Origin of the sequence: Streptomyces sp. NPDC050636 (genome assembly GCF_040654775.1) — a bacterium.
Taxonomy (GTDB): domain Bacteria; phylum Actinomycetota; class Actinomycetes; order Streptomycetales; family Streptomycetaceae; genus Streptomyces.
The window spans coordinates 13416-34802 of sequence record NZ_JBFAIP010000072.1 but is presented as its reverse complement, the minus strand read 5'-3'; the positions used below and the strand labels follow the sequence as shown (position 1 = coordinate 34802).

At 72.5% G+C, this 21387-nt stretch carries 21 protein-coding genes and 1 riboswitch; of the genes, 7 read left to right on the top strand and 14 right to left on the bottom strand.

The window, feature by feature from the left end:
- Positions 1-39: 39 nt before the first annotated feature.
- The 5 genes from amaP to AB0I10_RS31455 all read right to left on the bottom strand — a co-directional run bounded on the left by amaP (position 40) and on the right by AB0I10_RS31455 (position 2522).
- The gene (amaP, locus tag AB0I10_RS31475) at positions 40-645 is read right to left on the bottom strand and encodes an alkaline shock response membrane anchor protein AmaP (protein WP_363156079.1); all 606 of its coding nucleotides are present in this window, start codon (positions 643-645) and stop codon (positions 40-42) included.
- Between the two features lie 7 nt (positions 646-652).
- Complete coding sequence (locus tag AB0I10_RS31470; RefSeq protein ID WP_363156078.1) at positions 653-1318, bottom strand: DUF6286 domain-containing protein; 666 nt, start codon at positions 1316-1318, stop codon at positions 653-655.
- Between the two features lie 100 nt (positions 1319-1418).
- On the bottom strand, positions 1419-1820 hold the full coding sequence (locus AB0I10_RS31465) for a hypothetical protein (protein WP_363156077.1): 402 nt from the start codon (positions 1818-1820) through the stop codon (positions 1419-1421).
- Between the two features lie 6 nt (positions 1821-1826).
- On the bottom strand, positions 1827-2024 hold the full coding sequence (locus AB0I10_RS31460; protein ID WP_363156076.1) for a hypothetical protein: 198 nt from the start codon (positions 2022-2024) through the stop codon (positions 1827-1829).
- A 36-nt stretch (positions 2025-2060) separates the two neighbouring features.
- On the bottom strand, positions 2061-2522 hold the full coding sequence (locus AB0I10_RS31455; protein ID WP_363156075.1) for an Asp23/Gls24 family envelope stress response protein: 462 nt from the start codon (positions 2520-2522) through the stop codon (positions 2061-2063).
- A gap of 186 nt (positions 2523-2708) precedes the next feature.
- Here AB0I10_RS31455 and AB0I10_RS31450 point away from each other — a divergent pair, with 186 nt between their 5' ends.
- Entirely contained in the window at positions 2709-3449 is a 741-nt protein-coding gene (locus AB0I10_RS31450) for a hypothetical protein (protein ID WP_363156074.1), read from the top strand.
- 165 nt (positions 3450-3614) lie between these two features.
- Here the strand turns inward: AB0I10_RS31450 and AB0I10_RS31445 are convergent, their stop codons facing one another.
- From AB0I10_RS31445 to AB0I10_RS31435, 3 genes are all read right to left on the bottom strand, one after another.
- Positions 3615-4394, bottom strand: a complete 780-nt coding sequence (locus tag AB0I10_RS31445; protein ID WP_363156073.1) for an enoyl-CoA hydratase/isomerase family protein — start codon at positions 4392-4394, stop codon at positions 3615-3617.
- 114 nt (positions 4395-4508) lie between these two features.
- On the bottom strand, positions 4509-4730 hold the full coding sequence (locus AB0I10_RS31440; RefSeq protein WP_030366669.1) for a helix-turn-helix domain-containing protein: 222 nt from the start codon (positions 4728-4730) through the stop codon (positions 4509-4511).
- 323 nt (positions 4731-5053) lie between these two features.
- Positions 5054-6652, bottom strand: a complete 1599-nt coding sequence (locus AB0I10_RS31435; RefSeq protein ID WP_363156072.1) for an ABC-F family ATP-binding cassette domain-containing protein — start codon at positions 6650-6652, stop codon at positions 5054-5056.
- Between the two features lie 330 nt (positions 6653-6982).
- Here AB0I10_RS31435 and AB0I10_RS31430 point away from each other — a divergent pair, with 330 nt between their 5' ends.
- On the top strand, positions 6983-7414 hold the full coding sequence (locus AB0I10_RS31430; RefSeq protein WP_363156082.1) for a VOC family protein: 432 nt from the start codon (positions 6983-6985) through the stop codon (positions 7412-7414).
- A gap of 26 nt (positions 7415-7440) precedes the next feature.
- Here AB0I10_RS31430 and AB0I10_RS31425 read toward each other — a convergent pair whose 3' ends face one another.
- From AB0I10_RS31425 to AB0I10_RS31415, 3 genes are all read right to left on the bottom strand, one after another.
- Positions 7441-8898, bottom strand: coding sequence for a hypothetical protein (locus tag AB0I10_RS31425; RefSeq protein WP_363156071.1), 1458 nt, complete (start codon positions 8896-8898; stop codon positions 7441-7443).
- Positions 8899-9075: 177 nt separating this feature from the next.
- Positions 9076-10203 (bottom strand): hypothetical protein, encoded by a 1128-nt coding sequence (locus AB0I10_RS31420; protein ID WP_363156070.1) that lies wholly within the window; start codon positions 10201-10203, stop codon positions 9076-9078.
- 95 nt (positions 10204-10298) lie between these two features.
- Positions 10299-10967 (bottom strand): class II aldolase/adducin family protein, encoded by a 669-nt coding sequence (locus AB0I10_RS31415; RefSeq protein WP_363156069.1) that lies wholly within the window; start codon positions 10965-10967, stop codon positions 10299-10301.
- 215 nt (positions 10968-11182) lie between these two features.
- Here AB0I10_RS31415 and AB0I10_RS31410 point away from each other — a divergent pair, with 215 nt between their 5' ends.
- The 3 genes from AB0I10_RS31410 (at position 11183) to AB0I10_RS31400 (ending at position 13640) form a co-directional block, all read left to right on the top strand.
- A complete protein-coding gene (locus AB0I10_RS31410) occupies positions 11183-11914 on the top strand; it encodes a lysozyme (protein ID WP_363156068.1) in 732 nt (243 codons plus the stop codon).
- 138 nt (positions 11915-12052) lie between these two features.
- Entirely contained in the window at positions 12053-13369 is a 1317-nt protein-coding gene (locus AB0I10_RS31405; protein WP_363156067.1) for an inorganic phosphate transporter, read from the top strand.
- Between the two features lie 25 nt (positions 13370-13394).
- On the top strand, positions 13395-13640 hold the full coding sequence (locus AB0I10_RS31400) for a hypothetical protein (protein WP_363156066.1): 246 nt from the start codon (positions 13395-13397) through the stop codon (positions 13638-13640).
- 123 nt (positions 13641-13763) lie between these two features.
- Here the strand turns inward: AB0I10_RS31400 and AB0I10_RS31395 are convergent, their stop codons facing one another.
- From AB0I10_RS31395 to AB0I10_RS31385, 3 genes are read right to left on the bottom strand one after another with little or no spacing between them, the layout of a single operon-like run.
- Positions 13764-15155 (bottom strand): extracellular solute-binding protein, encoded by a 1392-nt coding sequence (locus AB0I10_RS31395; protein WP_363156065.1) that lies wholly within the window; start codon positions 15153-15155, stop codon positions 13764-13766.
- A complete protein-coding gene (locus AB0I10_RS31390; RefSeq protein ID WP_363156064.1) occupies positions 15152-17812 on the bottom strand; it encodes a caspase family protein in 2661 nt (886 codons plus the stop codon). The genes AB0I10_RS31395 and AB0I10_RS31390 overlap by 4 nt, the downstream gene beginning before the upstream one ends.
- Positions 17813-17817: 5 nt before the next feature.
- Positions 17818-18246, bottom strand: coding sequence for a hypothetical protein (locus AB0I10_RS31385; RefSeq protein ID WP_363156063.1), 429 nt, complete (start codon positions 18244-18246; stop codon positions 17818-17820).
- 204 nt (positions 18247-18450) lie between these two features.
- Positions 18451-18607: riboswitch (cobalamin riboswitch) on the top strand.
- Between the two features lie 141 nt (positions 18608-18748).
- Here AB0I10_RS31385 and AB0I10_RS31380 point away from each other — a divergent pair.
- Both AB0I10_RS31380 and AB0I10_RS31375 read left to right on the top strand, forming a co-directional pair.
- Complete coding sequence (locus AB0I10_RS31380; protein ID WP_363156062.1) at positions 18749-19762, top strand: cobalamin biosynthesis protein; 1014 nt, start codon at positions 18749-18751, stop codon at positions 19760-19762.
- Complete coding sequence (locus AB0I10_RS31375) at positions 19759-21351, top strand: cobyric acid synthase (protein ID WP_363156061.1); 1593 nt, start codon at positions 19759-19761, stop codon at positions 21349-21351. Before AB0I10_RS31380 ends, AB0I10_RS31375 begins: the two co-directional genes overlap by 4 nt.
- Positions 21352-21387 lie beyond the last annotated feature (36 nt).

Genomic DNA, 21387 nt, shown 5'->3' with positions numbered 1-21387 from the left:
GCCCTAGGGCCGGACCGACCCTGACCCATCGGACAGGCCCTAGCTGACCCTCTCCGCCCGGTGGCGCACCGCGCGCAGCCGGACGTCCACCGGCAGCCGGTCGAGCCCCGCCGAGCCGCGCGCATGCGCCATCGACTCGTCGGCGAGGCGCAGCAGGACGGTGCCCGGGTCGGCGTGCGGGGCGAGCGTCAGGACGGCCCGTACCCGCGGCTCGGTCCGGCGTCCGGTCAGCCGTACGTCGGCCCGTTCGACGCCCTCCAGCGACTCCGTCTCGGCCGCCAGGACGGCTTCCAGCGCCCGGCCGCGCAGCAGGGCGCCCTCGCCGTCGCCGCTGTCAACGAGGATCTCGTTCAGCCGGTGCCTGCGGAGCTGGGCCAGCAGCCACCACAGCAGGAGCAGGACGATGACGGCGAGGGCGGCGATGACGGTGGGCCACCACCAGCCGGTGTCCGTCCAGCGGGTGCGGTTCTGCTCGCTGAGCAGTACGTCGTCGGGCTCGGCCCAGGGCCAGTTGTCGGGCAGATCGAGGTTCCACCGCGCGGCCAGACCCAGCCCGCCGAGCAGCACCGTCCCGCCGGTGCCGAGCAGCACCACGCCGGTCAGGCCCAGCAGCACCCGGTTGGCGGTTCTTCGGACCTGGCGCATCGTGCGCTCACCTCTTCTTCGGGCGCCGGACATCGACGAACAGACCCAGCCGCTGCGCGAGACCCAGCTCCCGCAGGCCCTCGCCGAGCGCTTCGTCCAGGTCGACGCGGACCTCGTCCAGCTCACGGAAGTGCGAGACGACCCGGGCGGTGGCTTTGCGACGGGTGACGGTCATCCGTACGGACTGGACGCCCGCGACCTCCATGGCGCGGTCGCGCAGCACCAGCGCCGCTGCCGAACGGTCCAAGCCCGCCCGGACACCGGGAGCGGTGTGCCGCATCGGCAGCACCTGGCGCAGTCCCGGGGTGACGGCCAGCACGATCAGCCAGATCCCGATGAGCAGGACGGCCGCCGCGATCACGACGAGCCACACGGAGTCGAGGTGTCGGGTGGCCAGTTGGTCGGCGAGCCAGCGGCGCCAGGTCATCGCGTGGTGGCCGGCGCGCACTGCCACCACGTCGTAGAGCAGCAGGCCCGCGGCGCCGAGCAGCACCGCGGCGACGAGGGCGGCGGGCACACTGCGGGCCGACCAGAACCGCCCGGCCCGGTCGTGGTCCTCGGTGCTCGTATGGGCCGCGGACGACGTCGACTGCTCCCACCCGTCCGTGGTGCCCGGCCGTTTGTCGAGCGTCGGCAGTCGCCGGGTGTCCGACGGCTCCGCGTCATCGCTCATGCCGACACCTCGCTGCGTTCAGCCCCGCACTCGCGAGGCGCGCACCTCTCCACGGTTCTCCCCCAGCCTCCGGCCGGGGGGACCCCCACGCTGCGCTCGCTCACAGCACCCTCCCCCGGTCCGTGGTGTCCAGCAGCGGTGAGTGCAGGCGCTCGACGTCCACCGCGACGTGCGACACCTCCATACTCGCCAATGCCCCTACCCGCTCGGTGACTTGGCGACGCACGTCGCCGCACTGCGCGCCGATGTCGGAGGGGTAGCCCAGCTCCACGGCCACCCGCACCCGGGCCTCGCCGAAGTGCTGCTGGCCGTCCCGCCGGTGCACGGTCACCGTCGCATGGGCGTCGGTGGGCGCGGTGGGGGCCGCCTTGTGCAGCGCCTCGCGCGCCGCCTGAGCGGCGATCTTCGCCACCACCCGGTCAGCGATCCTGGTCGCGCCCCGCTCCCCCGCCGGTACGGGAGAGGCAGCGGCGGCCGAGGCCCCCTGGCAGACGGCTGCCACCGGGTCTCACCGCCGCCGGTCGTCGCGGTCGCCGGTGCGGGTACGGAAGAAATCGCCCGGCTCCAGATCGCCGTCCACGAATTTACCCGCCACGAACCCGATGGCGCCCAGCGCCGCCACCAGGACAAACGCCCCGAAACCGCCGAAGTATCCGGCGAAGCCCAGCGCCATACCGGCCACAAGACCGACCACGGCCATGCTCATCATGCGCTCCTTCGCTGCCACTTCGTACGGCCCGGGTCACTGAAGCCGCGACTCCCGTTCCTCTTCTTCATCTTCCTCGTCGGGCAGCTTGACGTCACTGACCGCGATATTGACCTCGACGACCTCCAGGCTGGTCATCCGCTCGACGGCGGCGATGACGTTCTCCCGGACGGCCCGCGCGACATCCGCGATGGAGACGCCGTAATCGACCACGATCTCCAGGTCCAGCGCGGTCTGCACCTCGCCGACCTCGGCCTTCACCCCGCGGGTCGCCGAGGAGCCCTTGCCGCCGCCGGGCACCCGCTCCCGGACGGCGCCGAGCGTGCGGGCGAATCCGCTGCCCATGGCGTGGACGCCGACGACATCGCGGGCCGCGAGTCCGGCGATCTTCTCCACGACTCCGTCGGCGATGGTGGTACGCCCCCGGACCGCGGGGTCGCCGCCGCCCCGTTTGCTGCTGAGTGTCTTCGCGTCTGGATTCTGCGGGGTCTCGGTCATCGACGTTCGTCCCTTCCGCGGGGAAATGCGGGCTGCCCGCTCCGTTCCCCACAGTAGGTCGGGTTACCGGGGCTCGCTCCAGGGATGCGGCAGCGGAGTGCTCCGTCCGGTGCAGCTCCGCACACCTCCTGCCGTACGGGCCGGTCTGCGGCAGGCTGGGAGCAGAGTCCGGGAAAGGGGTGTGCGGTGGCCGCGAACCAGTTGGCACAGACGGTGCGGCAGCAGCTCGGGATCGGCCGGGTGCTGCCGCTCGGTGGGCCCGCGGACGGGGCCTGGATCACCGAGCAGGCGGCCACAGAGGTGTTGCGGACGGCCGTCGGATCGCGGACCGGTGTGCGGGTGGGCACGCTGCGGCTGTCCGTCGCGGAGCCCGACGACGCCCCGGAACCGGCGGTACCGGCACCGCCGAGCGCGCTACCGCCCGGCCCGCTACGGATCGAGGCGGACTTCGCCGCGGTCGCCGACCGCCCGCTGCCCGCCATCGCCGACGGGCTGCGCGCGGCGCTGCTGACTGCGTCCGACCGGGAGCTGGGGCTGGTGGTGAGCACGGTGGATCTGCGGGTGAGCGGGCTCTTGGAGGCGGACGAGGCCGGCGAGGCGGCCGTTTCCCCGCCGACGCCCGCGACACCCACGGCCGACCGAACGCCGACCGTCGCTCCGGACGGCCGGACGGGTTCCACCCAGGCCAGTCCTGAAGGAGCCGCCGCCGCGGCGCTGGCGGTCCCGGGCGTGGCCCGCCTCGCGCCCGCACTCGGCGGCCTGTCCCGCCCGGTACGGCTCGCCGAAGGGCACGCCCTGATCCAGCTGGCGACCACGGCCGGCCATCGCACGCTGGATGTCACCGGCGCGGTGCGGGCGGCGGTGACAGCGGCACTGCCCGCACCGCTGACGGTCGCCGTGCTGGTCACGGCGGTGGAGCGGGGCTAGGGCCTGTCCGACCCTGACCCATCGGACAGGCCCTAGACGAGTAACGCCCTGGGTGGCGTCTTTGCCGCTCACCTTGTGAGCCACCGGAATACCTGCCCGGCGCCCCCGCGTTGTGGCCCCGCAGGGGGACCTTTCACCCCCTACGGGATGTGTTCGACCACGCAACTACTCCCCTACGCCCGCGAGATCACGCAGCCGGCGCGCCTGGGCGGCGCGTTCCGCGGTGCGCTGCTCCTCGTACGTGCGGCCTGCGGCGCCGGCCAGCAGGGCCTTGGTCTCGATGACGGCGTCGCGCGGCGCAGCGGTGAGCGCGGCCGCCAAGTCGGCCACCGTGCCGTCGAGTTCGTCACCGGGCACCACGAGATTGGCCAGGCCCACCCGCTCGGCCTCGTCGGCGTGCACAAAGCGCCCGGTGGCGCAGATCTCCAGCGCACGGGCGTAGCCGACCAGCGCGACCAGGGGGTGCGTACCGGTCAGGTCGGGTACGAGGCCCAGGCTGGTCTCGCGCATGGCGAACTGCACGTCCTGCGCGACGACCCGCAGATCGCAGGCGAGGGCGAGCTGGAAGCCCGCGCCGATCGCATGCCCCTGCACGGCGGCGATGGACACCAGGTCATTGCGCCGCCACCAGGTGAACGCTTCCTGGTATTCGGCGATGGTGGCGTCGAGTTCACCGTCCGAGCCGCGCGCCAAATCGATGAACGACGGCTCGCCGGGGAACCCTTCAGGCGTGAACGCCTGCCGGTCGAGGCCCGCGGAGAAGGACTTGCCTTCACCGCGCAGCACCACGACGCGTACGTTTCCCGGCAGCAGCGAACCCGCCTCGGCCAACGCCCGCCACATGGCCGGCGACTGCGCATTGCGCTTGGCCGCATTGGCGAGGGTCACCGTGGCGATCGCGTCGTCCACGGTGAGCCGCACACCGTCCTTGTCGAGCAGAGTCATGGGGCGCCTCCGAGTCAGCCAGCCGCACACCTGCGTGCGTAAGTGACTGAACGGTAACCTCCCGGCCGGCTGCTCGACCGACCGGGGGCACCGCTGCACTCGGAGTCGCGATCGTCAGGCCGAGGCGGCCTTCTTGCCCCTCGTGGCTCCGCCCCGACCGCGCAGGATCACACCGGATTCACTGAGCATCCGGTGCACGAATCCATAGGAGCGGCCGGTTTCCTCGGCCAGCGCCCGGATGCTCGCACCGGAGTCGTACTTCTTCTTCAGGTCTGCCGCGAGCTTCTCGCGCGCGGCGCCGGTTACCCGGCTGCCCTTCTTCAGAGTCTCGGCCACCCGTGCCTCCTCGTGGGAAGTGCGCTCTGGACTCTCATGATCACCCCTACCCGGCTTCCTGGCCACCCCTTCCCCAAGGTCCGTGCGACATCCTTTGCCGCCGGACGCCTGGCGACAGCGGCCGGAATTCCAGATTCCGACTGTCCCGCGGGCCGTCCGGGCGTCACTTTCTCCGAGAACGGGCAGGTCAGGGGATATGCGACCGAAAAAGGGACGGCCGGGCCCCAGGGGACCCGGCCGTTCGCCGCAGGCTCGCCGATGTATGAGCCGTTCTCACTCAGATGATGGATCACCCGTCGGCCGAATGATCCATACGGCCTTGATCAGGCCAACGCGACCAGGTCCGCGTAGTCCGGGCCCCACAGGTCCTCGACGCCGTCGGGCAGCAAGATGATGCGCTCCGGCTGCAGCGCGTCCACCGCTCCCTCGTCGTGCGTCACCAGGACCACCGCACCGGTGAAGGTGTGCAGCGCGCCGAGGATCTCCTCGCGGCTGGCCGGGTCGAGGTTGTTGGTCGGCTCGTCGAGGAGCAGGACGTTGGCGGAGGAGACGACCAGCGTGGCCAGGGCGAGGCGGGTCTTCTCACCACCGGAGAGCACGCCGGCGGGCTTGTCGACGTCGTCACCGGAGAAGAGGAAGGAGCCCAGCGTCTTGCGGATGGCGACCAGGTCCATGTCCGGGGCGGCCGAGCGCATGTTCTCCAGGACCGTGCGGTCCGGGTCCAGCGTCTCGTGCTCCTGGGCGTAGTAGCCGAGCTTGAGTCCGTGCCCGGGGCGGACCTCGCCGGTGTCCGGCGTCTCCACACCGCCGAGCAGCCGCAGCAGGGTGGTCTTGCCGGCGCCGTTGAGGCCGAGGATGACGACCCGGGAGCCCTTGTCGATGGCCAGATCGACGTCGGTGAAGATCTCCAGGGAGCCGTAGGACTTGGACAGGCCCTCGGCGGTGAGCGGCGTCTTGCCGCAGGGTGCCGGGTCCGGGAAGCGCAGCTTGGCGACCTTGTCGGAGACCCGCACCGCGTCCAGCCCGGCGAGCAGCCTGTCGGCGCGCTTGGCCATGTTCTGCGCGGCGACGGTCTTGGTGGCCTTGGCCCGCATCTTGTCGGCCTGGCTGTTGAGGGCCGCGGCCTTCTTCTCGGCGTTCGCCCGCTCGCGCTTGCGACGCTTCTCGTCGGCCTCGCGCTGCTGCTGGTAGAGCTTCCAGCCCATGTTGTAGACGTCGATCTGCGAGCGGTTGGCGTCGAGATAGAACACCTTGTTGACGACGGTCTCGACCAGGTCGACGTCGTGCGAGATGACGATGAAGCCGCCGCGGTAGGTCTTGAGGTAGTCGCGCAGCCAGACGATGGAGTCGGCGTCCAGGTGGTTGGTCGGCTCGTCGAGCAGCAGGGTGTCGGAATCCGAGAAGAGGATCCGGGCCAGTTCCACGCGGCGGCGCTGACCGCCGGAGAGCGTATGGAGGGGCTGGCCGAGGATGCGGTCGGGCAGGCCGAGGCTGGCGGCGATGGTCGCGGCCTCCGCCTCGGCGGCGTAACCGCCCTTGGTCAGGAACTCGGTCTCCAGGCGCTCGTACTTCTTCATCGCCTTTTCGCGGGTGGCGCCCTTGCCGTTCGCCATCCGGTCCTCGTTCTCACGCATCTTGCGGAGCACGGAGTCCAGGTCGCGGGCGGACAGGATGCGGTCGCGGGCGAGCACGTCCAGGTCGCCGGTGCGCGGGTCCTGCGGCAGGTAGCCGACGGCGCCGGAGCGGGCGACGGTGCCGGCGGCGGGGATGCCCTCGCCGGCGAGCACCTTGGTGAGGGTGGTCTTGCCGGCGCCGTTGCGGCCGACCAGGCCGACGCGGTCGCCCTTGGCGATACGGAAGGAAGCGGACTCGATGAGGATTCGGGCGCCGGCGCGCAGCTCAAGGCCTGAGGCGGTGATCACGGAAAAACTCCAGGGCAGGAAGACGGCGGGTTGGACGGACGGTCCGAGAGCGGTCTACGCCGTCTAATGAACCCAGAGGAGAACTGCCATACAGGCAGTCTAACGGTGCGGTGCAAGCACTTATTTCCGGGCGGCCGTCGAAGACGTCGGTCGGGGAGGCGCGTTGTGCGGCAAGGCGCCCGGCAGCTGCGGATGCGATGTCAGACCCGGCTGCGAGACTGTGATGCAGGTCTCAAAGAAGCTGCTCGGTGAAGGGGTTGCCCGGTGACCTCCGATCACCCCTTCATCGGGTTCGTCGAGTCGATGATCTTCGTCGGGCTCTGTGCAGGGATGGTGACCCTCATGACCAACGCGACCCCGGGTTCCGGTGCGCCCACGATCTACCCGACGCTGCTCTACCGGGACGCCCAGGCCGCGATCCGGCTGCTGACCGATGCCTTCGGCTTCGCCAAGGAGGCGGTGTACGAAGGCGAGGACGGCGCGGTGCTGCACGCCGAGCTGTCGTACGGCAACGGCAGGGTGATGCTGGGCTCCAAGGGGCACGGCGGCGTCTTCGACACGGCGATGGGCGATGCCGGGCCGACCGGCGTCTACGTCGTCGTCCAGGACACCGACGCGCACTTCAAACGGGCCGAGGCGGCCGGGGTGGAGATCCTGATGCCGCCCACGGACCAGGACTACGGCTCGCGGGACTACATGGCGCGGGACGGCGAGGGCAACATCTGGAGCTTCGGGACGTACGTCCCGGGCGCCTCGGCCTGATGCACCCGCCGCCCCCGCCGCGTCGCTCAGGCTCCGCCCGTGTGCACCTGGAACGCCGCACGGCGTACGGCCTTGGCGAGCGCCGGGTCGGGATGGGCCGCGGCGAGCGCGACCAGCACCTGCACGGTGCGCGGGTGACCCACTGCGCGTACCTCCGCCAGGAGCCGCGGTACGGAGCCCTGGACCGCCGAGTCGAGGTGCCGGACCAGCAGTTGGGTCTCGCCGTGGTCCGCGACGGCCGCCGCGGTGTCCACCCACAGCCAGGTCAGTTCCTCGCGGGTGAGCACATCGGGCGCGTCCTCCGGGTCACCGCCCTCGTGCTCGACCAGCCACAGCAGGGCGTACGGCCGCAGCCCCGGCTCATCGGCCGCCGCGCGTACGGCGGGTTCGGCCGGGGCGCCGACCGCGCGCAGCGCCTCGAAGGCCAGCCCGCGCAGCAGCGCGTCCTCGCCGCGGGCCACGGTCAGCAGCTCCTCGACGGCGGCGCCGACGGAGCGGGCGGCGAGCCAGGCGCGGTATTCGGTGCGGGCCGGGCCGGGGGTCAGCCGGGCGCAGCCGCGCAGCATCGCCTCCGCGGACTGTTCGATATGGCCGGCCGGGCTCTGCGCGGCCACACAGATCTGCTCCAGCTTGACCCACACCGACCAGTTGCCGAGCGGCGTCAGCTGCGCCTCGGGGCCGTCGTAGCCGGCGTGGCCGCTCTCGTATCCACCGTCGCGCGCGCCGTCCGGCGGCACCAGCGCTCCCACCGCCGTGAGGGCGTCCAGCGCCCAGCCGAGGAGCTCGGCGAGCGACGCCCCCGCGGCGTCGCTCTCCCCTCCGTCGGTGTCGGCGGCCGGGTCCTGCCCGTAGGGCACCTCGCAGCGCTCCGTACGCAGTTCGGCGACGCGCTGGTCGAGCATGTCCAGCAGGACCGGCAGTCGCACGGGTCCGGCGGACAGGTGCAGCAGCGACAGCAACTGCGGTACGGCCTCGACGACTTCGGCGACGATCGTCGGCCCGGCGCCGTCCGGTGTGGGGCGGGCCAGCGACCAGGCGTCGAAGAGGGCGACCCAGCCGCGCAGCGCGGCGGTGTCGTCGCGGTCCCAGGCACGCAGCCGCCAGCCGGGGCGGGCGACGCCGCCGTGCAGCTCGATGAGTCCGGCGAGCCTGGCCCCGTCCCAGTCGGCGCGGACCTGCTGCGGCGTCAGTCCCAGGGCCTCGGCGGCGCGTTCCGCGTCGGCGGCCGGCAGCGCTCCGTCCGGGCCGGCCCGCAGGGCGGCGCCGGCGGCCTGGCCGCCGGCGCCGTCGGCCCAGCGGGCGAGCCGGACCGAACCGGCCAGGACGGTGCGGGCCTGCCGCGCCAGTTCCGCGGGCGGCGGGGTGCCCTCCGGCGGGCGGGGCGCCGGGCGGGCGGCCCGGGTGCTCACCGCCCGGCGGGCGGCCGCAATCGGTTGACGGGGGACGAGTCGGAGCCGGGAGTCGCGCGGGGTACGGGACGTCACAGGAGCAGTCTTGCCTCTGACGGCCCGAAAGCCCAATCGGAACCCGGCTTGCGATCTCGGCGGGCCGCGTCACCTTGGCGACCCATCCCTGATGTGGGGAGTTGTCCCCCTGTACGCCCGCGCGTCATCGGGGCGGCAGGTGCGGCGGGGGCCGTCGCGCCAGGTGCGGACCGGTTTCTACAGCAGTGGGGTGAGGAAGCGGCGGAGTGCCTCTTCGTAGCCGGTCGGGTCGGCGTTCCACATCGCGGCGTGCGGTGCGTGCGGGACCGGTTGCAGGGTGATCAGGTCCGCGCGGCGGGCGGCGAGGGAGCGGGAGGCGGCCCAGGGGGCGATGGTGTCGTCCGGGCCGTGGAAGAGGAGTACGGGCGCGGTCAGCCGGTCGGGGTCCACGGCGTCGGCCGGGTGGTCGACGGGCACGCCCGTCACACCCTGGGCGGCGCGGACGACCAGCGGCAGCAGGGCGCGCGGGACCCGCCGGGCGGCGGCCAGCGCGCGGACCGTGGCATGCCGGTCGAGGACCGGTGAGTCCAGCACGATGCCGCTGATCCGGTCGCGCAGCGCGGAGTGGACGGCGGCGCGCAGCGCCATCGTGGCGCCGGTGGACCAGCCGTGCAGGACGACGTCGCGGGCGCCGTAGCGGATCGCGTAGCGGATCGCGGCGTCCAGATCGCGCCATTCGGAGTCGCCGAGGTGATTGACGCCGTCGGCGGTGCGCGGGGCGCCGAGGTCATTGCGGTAGGCGAGATCGAGGATGGGGACCTGGTGCCGCCGCAGGAACGGCATGACGACCATGGGGTGCTCACGTGTGGTGCCGAGGCCGTGCACGGTGATGACCCAGGTGTCGCGGACGCCGGGGACGAACCAGGCGGGGAGGGCGCCGAGTTCGCCGGGGATGTCGATGTCGGCGCTGTCGGCGCCGAGGGCGTCGCGGGGGTTGCCGATGTGGACCTGCGGGGTCATGCGCATCCGGGCGCCCGGGGTGAGGACGCCGTGGGTGACCCGCGTGAGCCGGCGTACGACCGTGTCGGCGGCCTGCGGGCTGCCGTGTACGACGGGGCCCAGCACCGCATGGCAGCCGGCTCCGGTGAGCCCGTAGACGCCGGGCCGCAGGGACGCGAGGCTTCGGGTCAGGGTGATCAGGTCGTCGGTGGCGGAGTGAACCGTGAGACGGGAGTCGCCCGGCAAGGGGTGGTCGGGCGATGGTTTCAGGGCAATGTCGCTGGCGTACCGGCCGACCGCCACGGCGGCCGCCCCGGCACCGATCACGGTGGTGGCGGCCGCAGCCGCCGCAGTACGCAGGCGCACCTCCTCAGTGTGCGGAGGGGTGCCGGTCACGGCCAGCGGGCGGGGGCGGGCGGGTGACGGGGGCGGCAGGAGCGGAGCGCAGGCGGCTGCCGGACTCAGTCCAGGGGGTCTTTCCGCTGGCCGTAGCCGCGCAGTTGTGCGCCGGCCGCGTCGAGCTGACCGGGCGACAGCAGGCTGGGCGTACAGCCGGGGACGGATGCGGCGGTGAGCCAGACCCGGCACATCCACTCCAGCTGGGCGGTGCGGTCCAGCGCCTGGTCGAGGCTGTCGCCGTAGGCCATGGTGCCGTGGTTCTGGAGCAGACAGGCGGTGCGGTCGCGCAGCGCACCGAGCATGTTCGCGGCCAGCTCCTCGCTGCCGTAGAGGGCGTACGGGGCGACCCGGACGGGTCCGCCGAGCGCCGCGGTCATGTAGTGGACCGGCGGGAGTTCGGGGACGAGGGTGGAGACGGCCGTGGCGTGCGGGGCGTGGGTGTGCACGACGGCGGTGGCCGCGGTGCTGCGGTACACCGCCAGGTGCATGGGGAGTTCGCTGGTCGGCCGGAGCCGGCCGATGATCTGGCGCCCGTCGAGGTCGACCGCGGTGGTGTCGGACGGTCCGAGCCGGTCGTAGGGGACCCCGCTGGGCGTGACCAGGATCAGGTCTCTGACCCGGACCGACACATTGCCCGATGTGCCGACGACCAGACCGTCGGCGACCGTTCGGCGGGCGGTGTCGACCAGCTCGTCCCAGGCGGCGGCGAGGCGGTCGGACTGGTCCTTCATGGTGTCCTCCGGCGCGGTGGCAGCAGAAGCGGATGCGGTGCGCGACACCGTACGGGCAGGCCGAGGCACTGTACGCCAAGGGCGCATCATCCCGGTATCCGCCAAATGGGGGCAGCAGGCCCGCTAAGGGCGATTGGCCGGAGTTCGACCGTCTTGTGCCGGCGACCCGTTAACGTCGTGGTGATTGTCATGCACGTCGCCATTCAGGGGGACCTATGGCCCGTGACCGCACCCCCCACCGCCTGATAGCCGTTGGCGTCACCGCCGCCGCCCTCGCCGGCGCCGCGCTCGCCGGAATCCCCGCCGCCGCAGACAACCGGCCCCGGGGGCACGATGTCTCCTCGTACCAGAAGCACATCGACTGGTCCGCCGCCCGGGCGAAGGGCGCGCGGTTCGTCTACGTCAAGGCCACCGAGTCCGACTCCTACCGCAACCCCCGGTTCGGCAGGCATTACAGCGGCTCCCGCAATGCCGGCCTGCTGCACGGCGCGTACCACTTCGCGCTCCCGGACACGTCGTCCGGCACCGCGCAGGCCCGGCACTTCCTACGGCACGGCGGCCACTGGAAGCCGGACGGCTGGACGCTGCCGCCCGCCCTCGACGTCGAGCACAACCCGTACAACGCCGAGAAGCCCTGCTACGGACTGGGCCGGGCCGCGATGGTCCGCTGGATCCGCGCCTTCAGCGACGAGGTGTGGCGGGGCACCGGCCGGCGGCCGGTGATCTACACCACAACGCACTGGTGGAATCGGTGCACCGGCCGCAGCCGGGAGTTCGGCGCGACCCACCCGCTGTGGCTGGCGAGCTGGCACTCCTCACCGGGGCGGCTGCCCGCCGGCTGGTCGTTCCTGAGCTTCTGGCAGTGCGCCGGACACGGCCCGCTGCCGGGTGATCAGGACCGCTGGATCGGCTCGCCGGCAGAGCTCAAGAAGTTTGCGACAGGGTGATGCGGAAGTGACGGGAGAGGTACCTCCTCGCGAACAATGCGGTGGTGTCATCACCGGGCCCGCTCCAGTTCACCTTCCGTTCACCAACCCTCCGTACGTTCCGAGCGTCACTGACCATCGAACTGATTGCCTGGGTGAATGGAACACATCACGCTTCTCATCGGGATCGTGATCGTCACGGCCTTGGTGTTCGACTTTACGAACGGCTTCCACGACACGGCCAACGCAATGGCCACCACCATTTCCACCGGCGCCTTGCGACCCAAGACCGCGGTGGCGATGTCTGCGGCGCTGAACCTCGTCGGAGCGTTTCTGTCGGTGGAGGTCGCCAAGACCATCTCCGGCGGAATCATCGACGAGAGCGCCGGCATCAGACCTGAAGTGATCTTCGCCGGCCTGGTCGGCGCCATCGTCTGGAACCTGCTCACCTGGCTCGCCGGACTCCCCTCCAGCTCCTCCCACGCCCTGTTCGGCGGTCTGATCGGCGCGACCCTGGTGTCCGTCGGGACCAACGGCGTGCACGGCGAGGCCGTGGTGATGAAGGTACTGATCCCGGCCGTGGCGGCCCCCCTCGTCGCCGGACTCGCGGCGACGGTGGCCACCCGGCTGACCTACCGGCTCGCCCGCAACCGCGACGAGGCGGAGACCGCCAAGGGCTACCGCGCCGGCCAGATCGCCTCGGCCGCCCTGGTCTCGCTCGCCCACGGCACCAATGACGCACAGAAGACGATGGGTGTGATCACGCTGGCGCTGATCACCGGCGGTGTGGTCGCCCCGCACGCCGACCCGCCGCTGTGGGTCATCGTCTCGGCCGGTCTCGCCATCGCGCTCGGCACCTACCTGGGCGGCTGGCGGATCATCCGCACGATGGGCAAGGGCATCACCGACATCCAGCCGCCGCAGGGCTTCGCCGCCCAGACCAGCGCCGCGGCCACCATCCTGGCCTCCTCCCACCTCGGCTTCGCGCTCTCCACCACCCAGGTCTGCTCCGGCTCCGTGATGGGCTCGGGGCTGGGCCGCAAGGGCGGCGTGGTGCGCTGGTCCACGGCCGGCCGGATGGTCGCCGCCTGGGGTCTGACGCTGCCGGCCGCCGGTCTGGTCGCGGCGGGTGCCGCGTTCCTGGCCGGGCAGGGCGACTGGGGCGTGACGACGGTCGCCGTGCTCGCGCTCGCCATCTGCGGCGGAATCTGGGCCGCCTCCCGGCGCAAGCCGATCGACCACACCAACGTCAACGAGGGCCCGGCCGCGGAGCCGGTCGGTGTGGTGACCGCCGCGCTGCAGACCGTCTCCCCTCCCCCGGCGGGCGTTCCGGCTCCCCGGACCCCGGAAGCGGAAGCCGTCGAACCGCAGGCGGCCGAAGCCGACGGCGACCAGGCGACCGCCCCGGCGGCCGCCACCGACACCTCCACGACCCCGGCAGCCCGGCGCGCCAAGGCCGCGACGGCCACCTCCTAGCGGCCCTCACCTAAGGAACACGTACATGAGCATCGACTGGGCAGCTCTCGGCCAGGTCTTCGGCGTCAGCCTCACGGTGACGGTCGGGATCGTGGGCCTGTTCACCGTCGGCATCGTCGGTACGTCCCGCAAGCCGAACCCGGCAGGCGCGGAAGAAAGTGCGGCCGCAACCATCGCGCCCGCCGCGGGCGCGCGGGCCGGAGCGATGGTGGCCTACGCGCTGTGCGCGGCGGCCGTGGCGTACGGCATCTATCTGATCGTCGCCGGCTGACACAGCCGGAAACGGCACAGCCGGAAACGGCGTAGTCGGATACGGCGTAGTCGGAAGCGACAGACACACACGCGCAGGCACACACGCGCAGAGACCGGACGAGGCGTTCGGCGGACCGCGGCATCAGCCGTGACCGCTGAGCGCCTCGTCCGCTTCTCTGGCCAGCGCGTCCGCGATGGCCGTGCCGCCACGGCTGTTGAGGTACTCCGAGACCCGGATCTGTACGACCTTGCTGAAGGTCTGGTAGTGGGCGCTGCGCGGGCGCGGTGCGGCCGCCCGCAGCGCCGCGTACAGCGTCCGGGTGTAGGCCGGTTCCTCGCCTGGGTCCGGTGCCGGCCGCTGGGTGGCGCCCTGCTCACCGCGCTCGGCGTCCCCGGGCGGCAGCGGGCAGTCGGGCGCCTTCGCCGCGTCCCGGTACGCCGAGTCGCGGGTCGCGGCGAAACCCCGCTCCAGCAGACAGCGCTCGCTGCCCGCGCTGGTCAGCGCCGCGATCAGCGCGCGGGCGCCCTCCGGCCGGGTACTGCCGGCGGAGATCGCCAGGTTCTGCCCGCCCAGGACGGACATCCGCTTGCCGTCGGTGGGCCGGCCCGGCAGCTGGGCGACGGCGAACTGGACGCCCTCCTTGAGCTTCTCGGCGACCGAGCCGTACTCCACCGGCCAGTTGCGCATGAACAGCGCGCGGCCGTCGGCGAACCAGCGGCGGCTCTCCGTCTCGTCCATCGTGGTGGCCTCGTGCGGCATGATCGAGTCCAGCCGGTCCTTGACGTCGGCGACGCCCTGCTGGAGCGCGCCGACCTGCTCGCCCTTCGTGAAGCTGGTCGCCTCCGGGTCGCCTCCGTTGGCCCAGGCGGACTCCAGGGTGTTGACGGTGAGCCCTTCGTACGGCCGCAGCTGGGCGACCATGCCGTACATCGTGGGCGGGGTCCGGCCCTTCTTACCGGCCTTGGCGGCCTTTGCCGCCTTGCGGTTGTAGGCGTCCGCGACCTGGGCGGCGACATTCTTCAACTCGCCCCAGTTGGACGGGGGTTGGTTGTACCCGTACTCGCGGAGGATGTCCTTGCGGTAGTACAGCAGCCCGGCGTCGGTGTTGAAGGGCACTCCCCACACCTTGCCGTCGTACTCCGCCGTCTTGACCACGCTGTCGAGGAAATCGCCGTCCAGGCTCGTGCCCCAGGGCCGGATGACGCCCGCCTCGGCGAACTCGGCGGTCCAGGCCACATCGATGTTGAGCACGTCGTAGTGGGTGTCGCCGGACTGGCCCGCCGCCAGCAGCTGGCTGCGCTGGCCGTCCGCGGTGTCCGGGAGTTTGACGATCCGGACCGTGCGGCCGGTGCGTTTCTCCCAGGCCCGGATGAGGTCCTGGCGGACTCCGGAGCTGCTGAGGTCGCTGCCGGTGGCCAGGACGATCGCGCCCTTCTCGGGCTCGGGCCCCGGACCCGACGTACAGCCGCTCGCCGCCGCCGTCAGCGTCAGGCACAGCAGGGCGGCGGGCACGGTGGCACGCGGAGCTCTCATCGGTCCCCCATCCCGGCCGTGCCGATGGAGGCGACGAGTCCGGCCAGCTGATCGGGTGCGTCGGGACCGCCGGGCACGCACCGGCCCTTGGACGCGTCGGCCAGTCCCTGGAGGGTGAAGGTGTCGCAGCCGTCGGTGCCCAACGCCAGTGTCAGGACCGGCACGTCGGGTGCCGTCTTGAGGAGCGCGGTGAGGGTCTTCTCCACGCCCGCCGCCCGCCGCGGGCCGCCGTCGTCCTGGTCGAGGATGAGCACGATGGCCTTGTTGGTGGCGGCGGATTCCTTCATCTCCCGTACGGCGGCGGTCAGCGCCTCCTCCATCGCGGCGCCGTGCTCGACGAGTTCGCCCTTCGCGATCCGGTCCAGCGCGGCCTTGCCGGGGGCCGGGTCGGCGCTGCCGAGCGGCACGGCCCGACCTACCGCTTCGGGGTCGGTGGGGCGCGTACGGTCCGGGAAGGTCCACAGGCCGTACGTGTGGCGGGCGCCCACCATCTCCAGGGCGCGGCCGGCCGCGCTGAGGGCGACCGGGAGCTTGCCGCCCTCCGCGAGGGAGGTGGAGGTGTCGAAGAGGATCAGCACCTGGCTGGACTTCTGGGCCTTGGCATAGCCGTCCAGCACCCGGGCCACCTGGTCGCCGCCCGCGGTGAACGGGATGACGGGGGCGTCGAGATCGGCGTCGGCGCGGCTGTTGAGCAGCGGTGAGCCGTGCTGCGGACGGGGCATGCCACCGTCCTCGCCGGGCACCCCGCGGTAGCCCTGCGCGATGAGGGTGCGCTGGCCGCCGTCCGGGGAGCGGAGCCAGGCGGCGAAGCGGTCGACCGCGGCCTGCCGGGGGGTGGCGTCCGCGGCGCCGTCCCAGTCGACCCGGATCAGCGGGTGGTCCAGCGCCGGGACGTTCTTGGGGTAGTAGGCGGCGTACCGGTTGCCGGGGGCGAGTGGCGCGTCCAGGGCCGGGCAACTGCCGATGGCGCGGCCGAGGTTGAAGTCGGCGAGGGACTTCTCGGAGACCAGGGGCGCCGACCGGGTGTGCCGGCCGCCGCCGGGCCGGCCCGGGGCCGGGGCCGGACGCAGCGAGCACAGCAGCTCCGTACTGCCCGCGTACTGGCTGCCCGGGGCGGAGAGCCGCCCCTCGGCGTCCTGGGCGAGCTGGGCGTCGGGCGGGCCCGCGGAGCCGATCTGAGAGCCGTTGTTGGCGAGGTAGAGGCCGATGGTGTGCAGCAGGCCGGTGCCGGACAGCACCGGGCTGGGGCGCAGCAGCTTGAGATCGGCGTGGTCGCTGTCGGTCCCGGTGAGCAGGTCCTGCCAGGAGGCGCCGATCCGTTCGACGTCGGCCGGCCGAGCGTTCGCCGGGATGCCGACGACCAGCGGGGTGTACGCGACGGGTCCGGTGTTGCGCAGGGTCGCCGGGGAGCCGTCCGCGGGCATTCCGCGGCGGGCCTCCTCGTAGTCGGCGGTGGATTCGGGGATCCACAGGTCGGGCTGCGGTCCCGGCCGGTGCAGCGGGTCGATCCCCTCGTCGTCCTGCTGCCCCTTGCCGGACCCCGCCCCGGAGCCGTGGGCCTGGCCCTGCCAGCGGTCGGCGGCCGCGAAGCCCTGGTCGACCTGGTCCTTGGCCGCGGAGTAGACGGTGATCTGGGCGCGCCGGCAGCCGTCGGGGAGACCGCCCTCGCCGTTCAGGGGGCGGGTGTTGAGGTCGGACATCTCGTACGTGAACGCCGCCTGGCGGAGGGCGGGTTCGGCCTCGGGGGCGGTGAGCAGCCGCAGTTCGAGGGCGGGCGGGCAGGTCGGTTCGCCGCCCTGGAGGTTCAGGAGGACGACGCCGGCGGTGGCCGGTACGAGGATGATCGCCAGGACGAGCAGCAGCCTCAGCCAGTGCTGGAAGTGCGACTTCGCCCGGCGGCGGAACCGGATCCGCAGCGGGGTCCGGGGCCGGACCTCCGGGGTGGCGAAGGAGAGGATGACGTCGTCGACGGTGTTCTGCTTCGCCGAGCGGGGCTCCCAGACGTCGCCCATCGGGGTCTGCTCGTGGGCGAGCCGTTCGCGCAGCGCCCGGACGAGATCCTCAAAGGTGACGAAACCCTTGCCGGGTATGCCGGATTCCAGGATCTGCACCGCGGCACGGGTGAAGAGGGAGCCGCCGGCCGGTTCGTCGCCGCTGAAGATACGGCGGTTGGGCTGTGCGGCCATCAGCAGCGACATGGGTTTGCGGCGGGAGTGGAAGGTTTCGTCGGCGTTGCCGGAGTAGCAGCACTCCAGGACGATCACGATCCGGTCGGCCCGTGCGTTGTCGAGGTAGGACAGCACCATGTCCTGCCAGGAGACGGTCTTGTGACGCTGCCGGGTGGCCGAGACGCCGACCATCAGTTGCAGGTCGCCGCCGTCGCGGCCGACCCAACCGTGGCCGGAGAAGTGCACCAGCAGCAGTCCGCGCGCCTCCTTGGTGACGGCGTCCAGCGCCTGCTCCAGCTCCCACGGCTCCCGGGGCCGGCAGATGACGACCTCGGGCCCGGTGAACAGATCGGTGCCGGGGTCGATCAGAACGCGCTTGAGCTCGTCCGCGTTGGCCTCCACCGCGGGGAGGTCCGGCAGGTTCTCGTACTCGCTGACACAGATCAGCAGCGCCCGGTTGACCTTGCCCCGCGCGTCGTATTCCGACATCGGGTTCAGCCCTGCCGGGTGCTGCCGCCCTCGTCCGCCGGGCCGCCGGGGTCGGGGGCTTGGGGGGCCTCGCCCGGCCGACCCGCGTCACCGATGACGACGACGGCGGGCTCCTCGCCTTCGGCGCGTTCCTCTCTGCGCCGCCGCAGCCACTCCCGCAGGGCGATGCTCAGGCTCTTGGTGAGCTCCGCGGCGACCGCGCCGACGATGACCAGGATCAGGTCGTCGACGCCGACGGCCATGTCCCCGAGGTCCGTTTCGTCCGTGCCGTGCGTCGCGTCCGCCGGCGCCGGCCGCACCGTCCAGTCGTGTCCCTGGTGCCGCAGCCATGGCTCGCGCTCCAGCCACGCCTTGAGATCCTCGATGTCCTGGTGCGGATTGTCCGTGCCCGTGATCCGGATACGGATCTCCTGGCGGTCAGCGCTCTCCGGCATCCCCCGGCCCCCTTCCGGCGGCCCCATTGCCCACCGTGCAACAGATACTGACGTGAGATCAGGGACCTGGGCAACCCTCCGTGACACGACCACCACCCTGTGGCGTTGACCACACCCTCCACCACAGGGCTGCGTCGCAGGTCAGGGGTGAGTTGACGGGCATTCGCGGGGCGTGGTGGACTGCCCGGGCCATTCGGCGACAGTTGAGGAAGTCCGGTGCGAATCCGGCGCGGTCCCGCCACTGTCACCGGGGAGCGTTCCTCCAGCGAAGGTCACGGTCCGCTTCGCGCCTGCCCGCAGGGCAGGGTGCGTACGGACTGGAAGGCCGGGGGAAGCGCCGATCCGGGGAGCCAGGAGACTCTGGTCGCCGACACGTCGAGCCAGGGCGCGGACCCTGAGTGAGGACATACCGCCATGCCCGGCCACAGTTCGAGATCTTCCCTGACTCCTGCCCCAAGTGCCGTCGCAGCGGCCCTTCGAGGCCTGACGGCGGTCTGATCCGGTGCGCGGCGAACACGCGACGTACGCGTGCGGCGCGGTCCTCGGTTTTCTCGGCGATCTGATCGCGGCGGATCCCCGGCGCGGGCATCCGGTGGCCGCGTTCGGCCGGGCCGCGGGCGCCGTCGAGCGCCGGCTGTGGCGCGATCACCGCGGGTACGGAGCGGCACATGCGGTGCTGTGCGCGGGCGGCGCGGCGGTCGGTGCCGCGGCGCTGCAACGCGCGGTACGGGGTTCCGGGCCCGCCTCCGCCCCCCTGCGTACGTCCGCCCGGATCGCCCTGACCGCGGCCACTGTCTGGGCCGTGCTGGGCGGCACCTCGCTCGGCCGGGAGGCGCGGGCCGTCGGCGGTGCGCTGACGGCGGGTGACCTGGACGTGGCGCGGGAGCGGCTGCCGCATCTGTGCGGGCGCGATCCGCAGGCGCTGGACGGGCCGCAGATGGCCCGCGCGGTGGTGGAGTCGGTCGCGGAGAACACCTCGGACGCGGTGGTGGGTGCCCTGGTATGGGGCGCGTTGGGCGGTGTGCCCGGCCTGGTGGCGTTCCGGGCGGTGAACACCCTGGACGCGATGGTGGGCCATAAGTCGCCGCGCTACCGCCGGTTCGGCTGGGCCTCGGCGCGGCTCGACGATGTGGCCGGGTGGCCCGGCTCCCGGCTGACCGCCGCGCTGACGGTGCTCGCGGGCCCCGGCCGGCGCGGCGCGCTGCGGGCCTGGCGGGCCGACGGCGGCGCGCATCCGAGCCCCAACGCGGGCCCCGTGGAGGCGTCGTTCGCGGGTGCGCTGGGCATCCGGCTGGGCGGCACGCTGGCGTACGGCGGGCGGGTCGAACACCGTCCGGTGCTCAACGGCGGGGCGCCGCCGCCCGGCGTACCCGATATCGAGCGGGCGGTCCGGCTCTCGCAGCGGGTGAGTGTGCTGGCGCTGGCGACAACGGTCGCGGGGCGGCTGGCGGTGGGCGCGGCGCTGCGCGCGGCGCACCGTGAGCCGGGTTCCCGGCAGATGAGGAGGACCCGGTGAACGGGCGGTTCAAGGCGTCCGGCGGGGCCGTCGGCGGTGGCCTGTTGGTCGCCGGTACGACGTCCGACGCGGGCAAGAGTGTGGTCACGGCGGGCATCTGCCGCTGGCTGGTCCGGCAGGGCGTCCGGGTGGCGCCGTTCAAGGCGCAGAACATGTCGCTGAACTCGTTTGTGACGCGCGAGGGCGCCGAGATCGGGCGGGCCCAGGCGATGCAGGCCGCCGCGGCGCGGGTGGAGCCGACCGCGCTGATGAACCCCGTACTGCTCAAGCCGGGCAGCGACCGCAGCAGCCAGGTGGTGCTGCTGGGGAAGCCGGTGGGTGAGTTGAGCGCGCGGGGGTACCACGCCGGGCGCCAGGAGCAGTTGCTCGGCACCGTCGTGGAGTGCCTGGAGGAGCTTCGGGGCACGTATGACGCGGTGATCTGCGAAGGGGCCGGGAGTCCGGCGGAGATCAATCTGCGGCGCACCGACATCGTCAACATGGGCATCGCGCGGGCGGCGCGGCTGCCGGTCGTCGTGGTCGGCGACATCGACCGCGGCGGGGTGTTCGCCTCCTTCTTCGGTACGACGGCGCTGCTGAGCCGCGAGGACCAGGCTCTCGTGGCCGGTTACCTGGTCAACAAGTTCCGCGGCGATGTGACGCTGCTGGAGCCCGGACTGGACATGCTCAAGGACCTGACCGGGCGGCCGACGTACGGTGTGCTGCCGTTCCAGCACGGCCTCGGCATCGACGAGGAGGACGGGCTGCGCGTGTCGATGCGCGGCGCCGTACGGGAGTCGGTCGTGGCTCCCCCAGCTAACGCTGGGAGGTACCCCCAGCCGCACGGCGCGGACGTGCTGCGGGTAGCGGTCGCCGCCGTGCCGCTGATGTCGAACTTCACGGACGTGGACGCGCTGGCCGCCGAACCGGGCGTGGTGGTGCGGTTCGTGGACCGGGCCGAGGAGCTGGCCGACGCGGATCTGGTGGTGCTGCCGGGGACGCGTGGCACGGTGCGGGCGCTGGAGTGGCTGCGCGAGCGCGGTCTCGCGGCCGCGATCGCCCGGCGGGCCGCCGAGGGCCGTCCGGTGCTGGGCATCTGCGGCGGGTACCAGATGCTGGGCGAGCGCATCGAGGACGAGGTCGAGTCGAAGGCGGGCACCGTCGACGGGCTGGGACTGCTGCCGGTGCGGGTGCGGTTCGCGGCGGAGAAGACGCTGGCGCGGCCGGTCGGCGAGGCGCTGGGCGAGCCAGTGGAGGGATACGAGATCCACCACGGGGTCGCCGAAGTCACGGGCGGGGACGAGGCGTTCATGTCCGATGACCAAGGGCACAGTCTGGACGGCTGCCGGGTCGGCTCCGTATGGGGCACGCACTGGCACGGCTCGCTGGAGAGCGACGGCTTCCGGCGGGCGTTCCTGCGGCGGGTCGCGGCGGACGCGGGCCGGGCCTTCGTACCGGCCCCGGACACCGCCTTCGGCACGCTGCGCGAGGAGCAGCTGGACCGCCTCGGCGATCTGATCGAGGAGCATGCGGACACCGACGCACTGCTGCGGCTGATCGAGAAGGGGGTGCCGGAGGGACTGCCGTTCGTGCCTCCGGGAGCGCCATGAGGGGTACGCAAGGGACGAACCGGGAGCCGGCCGACG

Coding starts and splice junctions, on each gene's coding strand:
- AB0I10_RS31395 (WP_363156065.1), bottom strand. CDS start 15,155: ATGAGAGCTCCGCGTGCCACCGTGCCCGCCGCCCTGCTGTGCCTGACG.
- AB0I10_RS31470 (WP_363156078.1), bottom strand. CDS start 1,318: ATGAGCGATGACGCGGAGCCGTCGGACACCCGGCGACTGCCGACGCTC.
- AB0I10_RS31460 (WP_363156076.1), bottom strand. CDS start 2,024: ATGAGCATGGCCGTGGTCGGTCTTGTGGCCGGTATGGCGCTGGGCTTC.
- AB0I10_RS31385 (WP_363156063.1), bottom strand. CDS start 18,246: ATGCCGGAGAGCGCTGACCGCCAGGAGATCCGTATCCGGATCACGGGC.
- AB0I10_RS31400 (WP_363156066.1), top strand. CDS start 13,395: ATGAGCATCGACTGGGCAGCTCTCGGCCAGGTCTTCGGCGTCAGCCTC.
- AB0I10_RS31415 (WP_363156069.1), bottom strand. CDS start 10,967: ATGAAGGACCAGTCCGACCGCCTCGCCGCCGCCTGGGACGAGCTGGTC.
- AB0I10_RS31405 (WP_363156067.1), top strand. CDS start 12,053: ATGGAACACATCACGCTTCTCATCGGGATCGTGATCGTCACGGCCTTG.
- AB0I10_RS31445 (WP_363156073.1), bottom strand. CDS start 4,394: ATGACTCTGCTCGACAAGGACGGTGTGCGGCTCACCGTGGACGACGCG.
- AB0I10_RS31430 (WP_363156082.1), top strand. CDS start 6,983: ATGGTGACCCTCATGACCAACGCGACCCCGGGTTCCGGTGCGCCCACG.
- AB0I10_RS31455 (WP_363156075.1), bottom strand. CDS start 2,522: ATGACCGAGACCCCGCAGAATCCAGACGCGAAGACACTCAGCAGCAAA.
- AB0I10_RS31410 (WP_363156068.1), top strand. CDS start 11,183: ATGGCCCGTGACCGCACCCCCCACCGCCTGATAGCCGTTGGCGTCACC.
- AB0I10_RS31390 (WP_363156064.1), bottom strand. CDS start 17,812: ATGTCGGAATACGACGCGCGGGGCAAGGTCAACCGGGCGCTGCTGATC.
- amaP (WP_363156079.1), bottom strand. CDS start 645: ATGCGCCAGGTCCGAAGAACCGCCAACCGGGTGCTGCTGGGCCTGACC.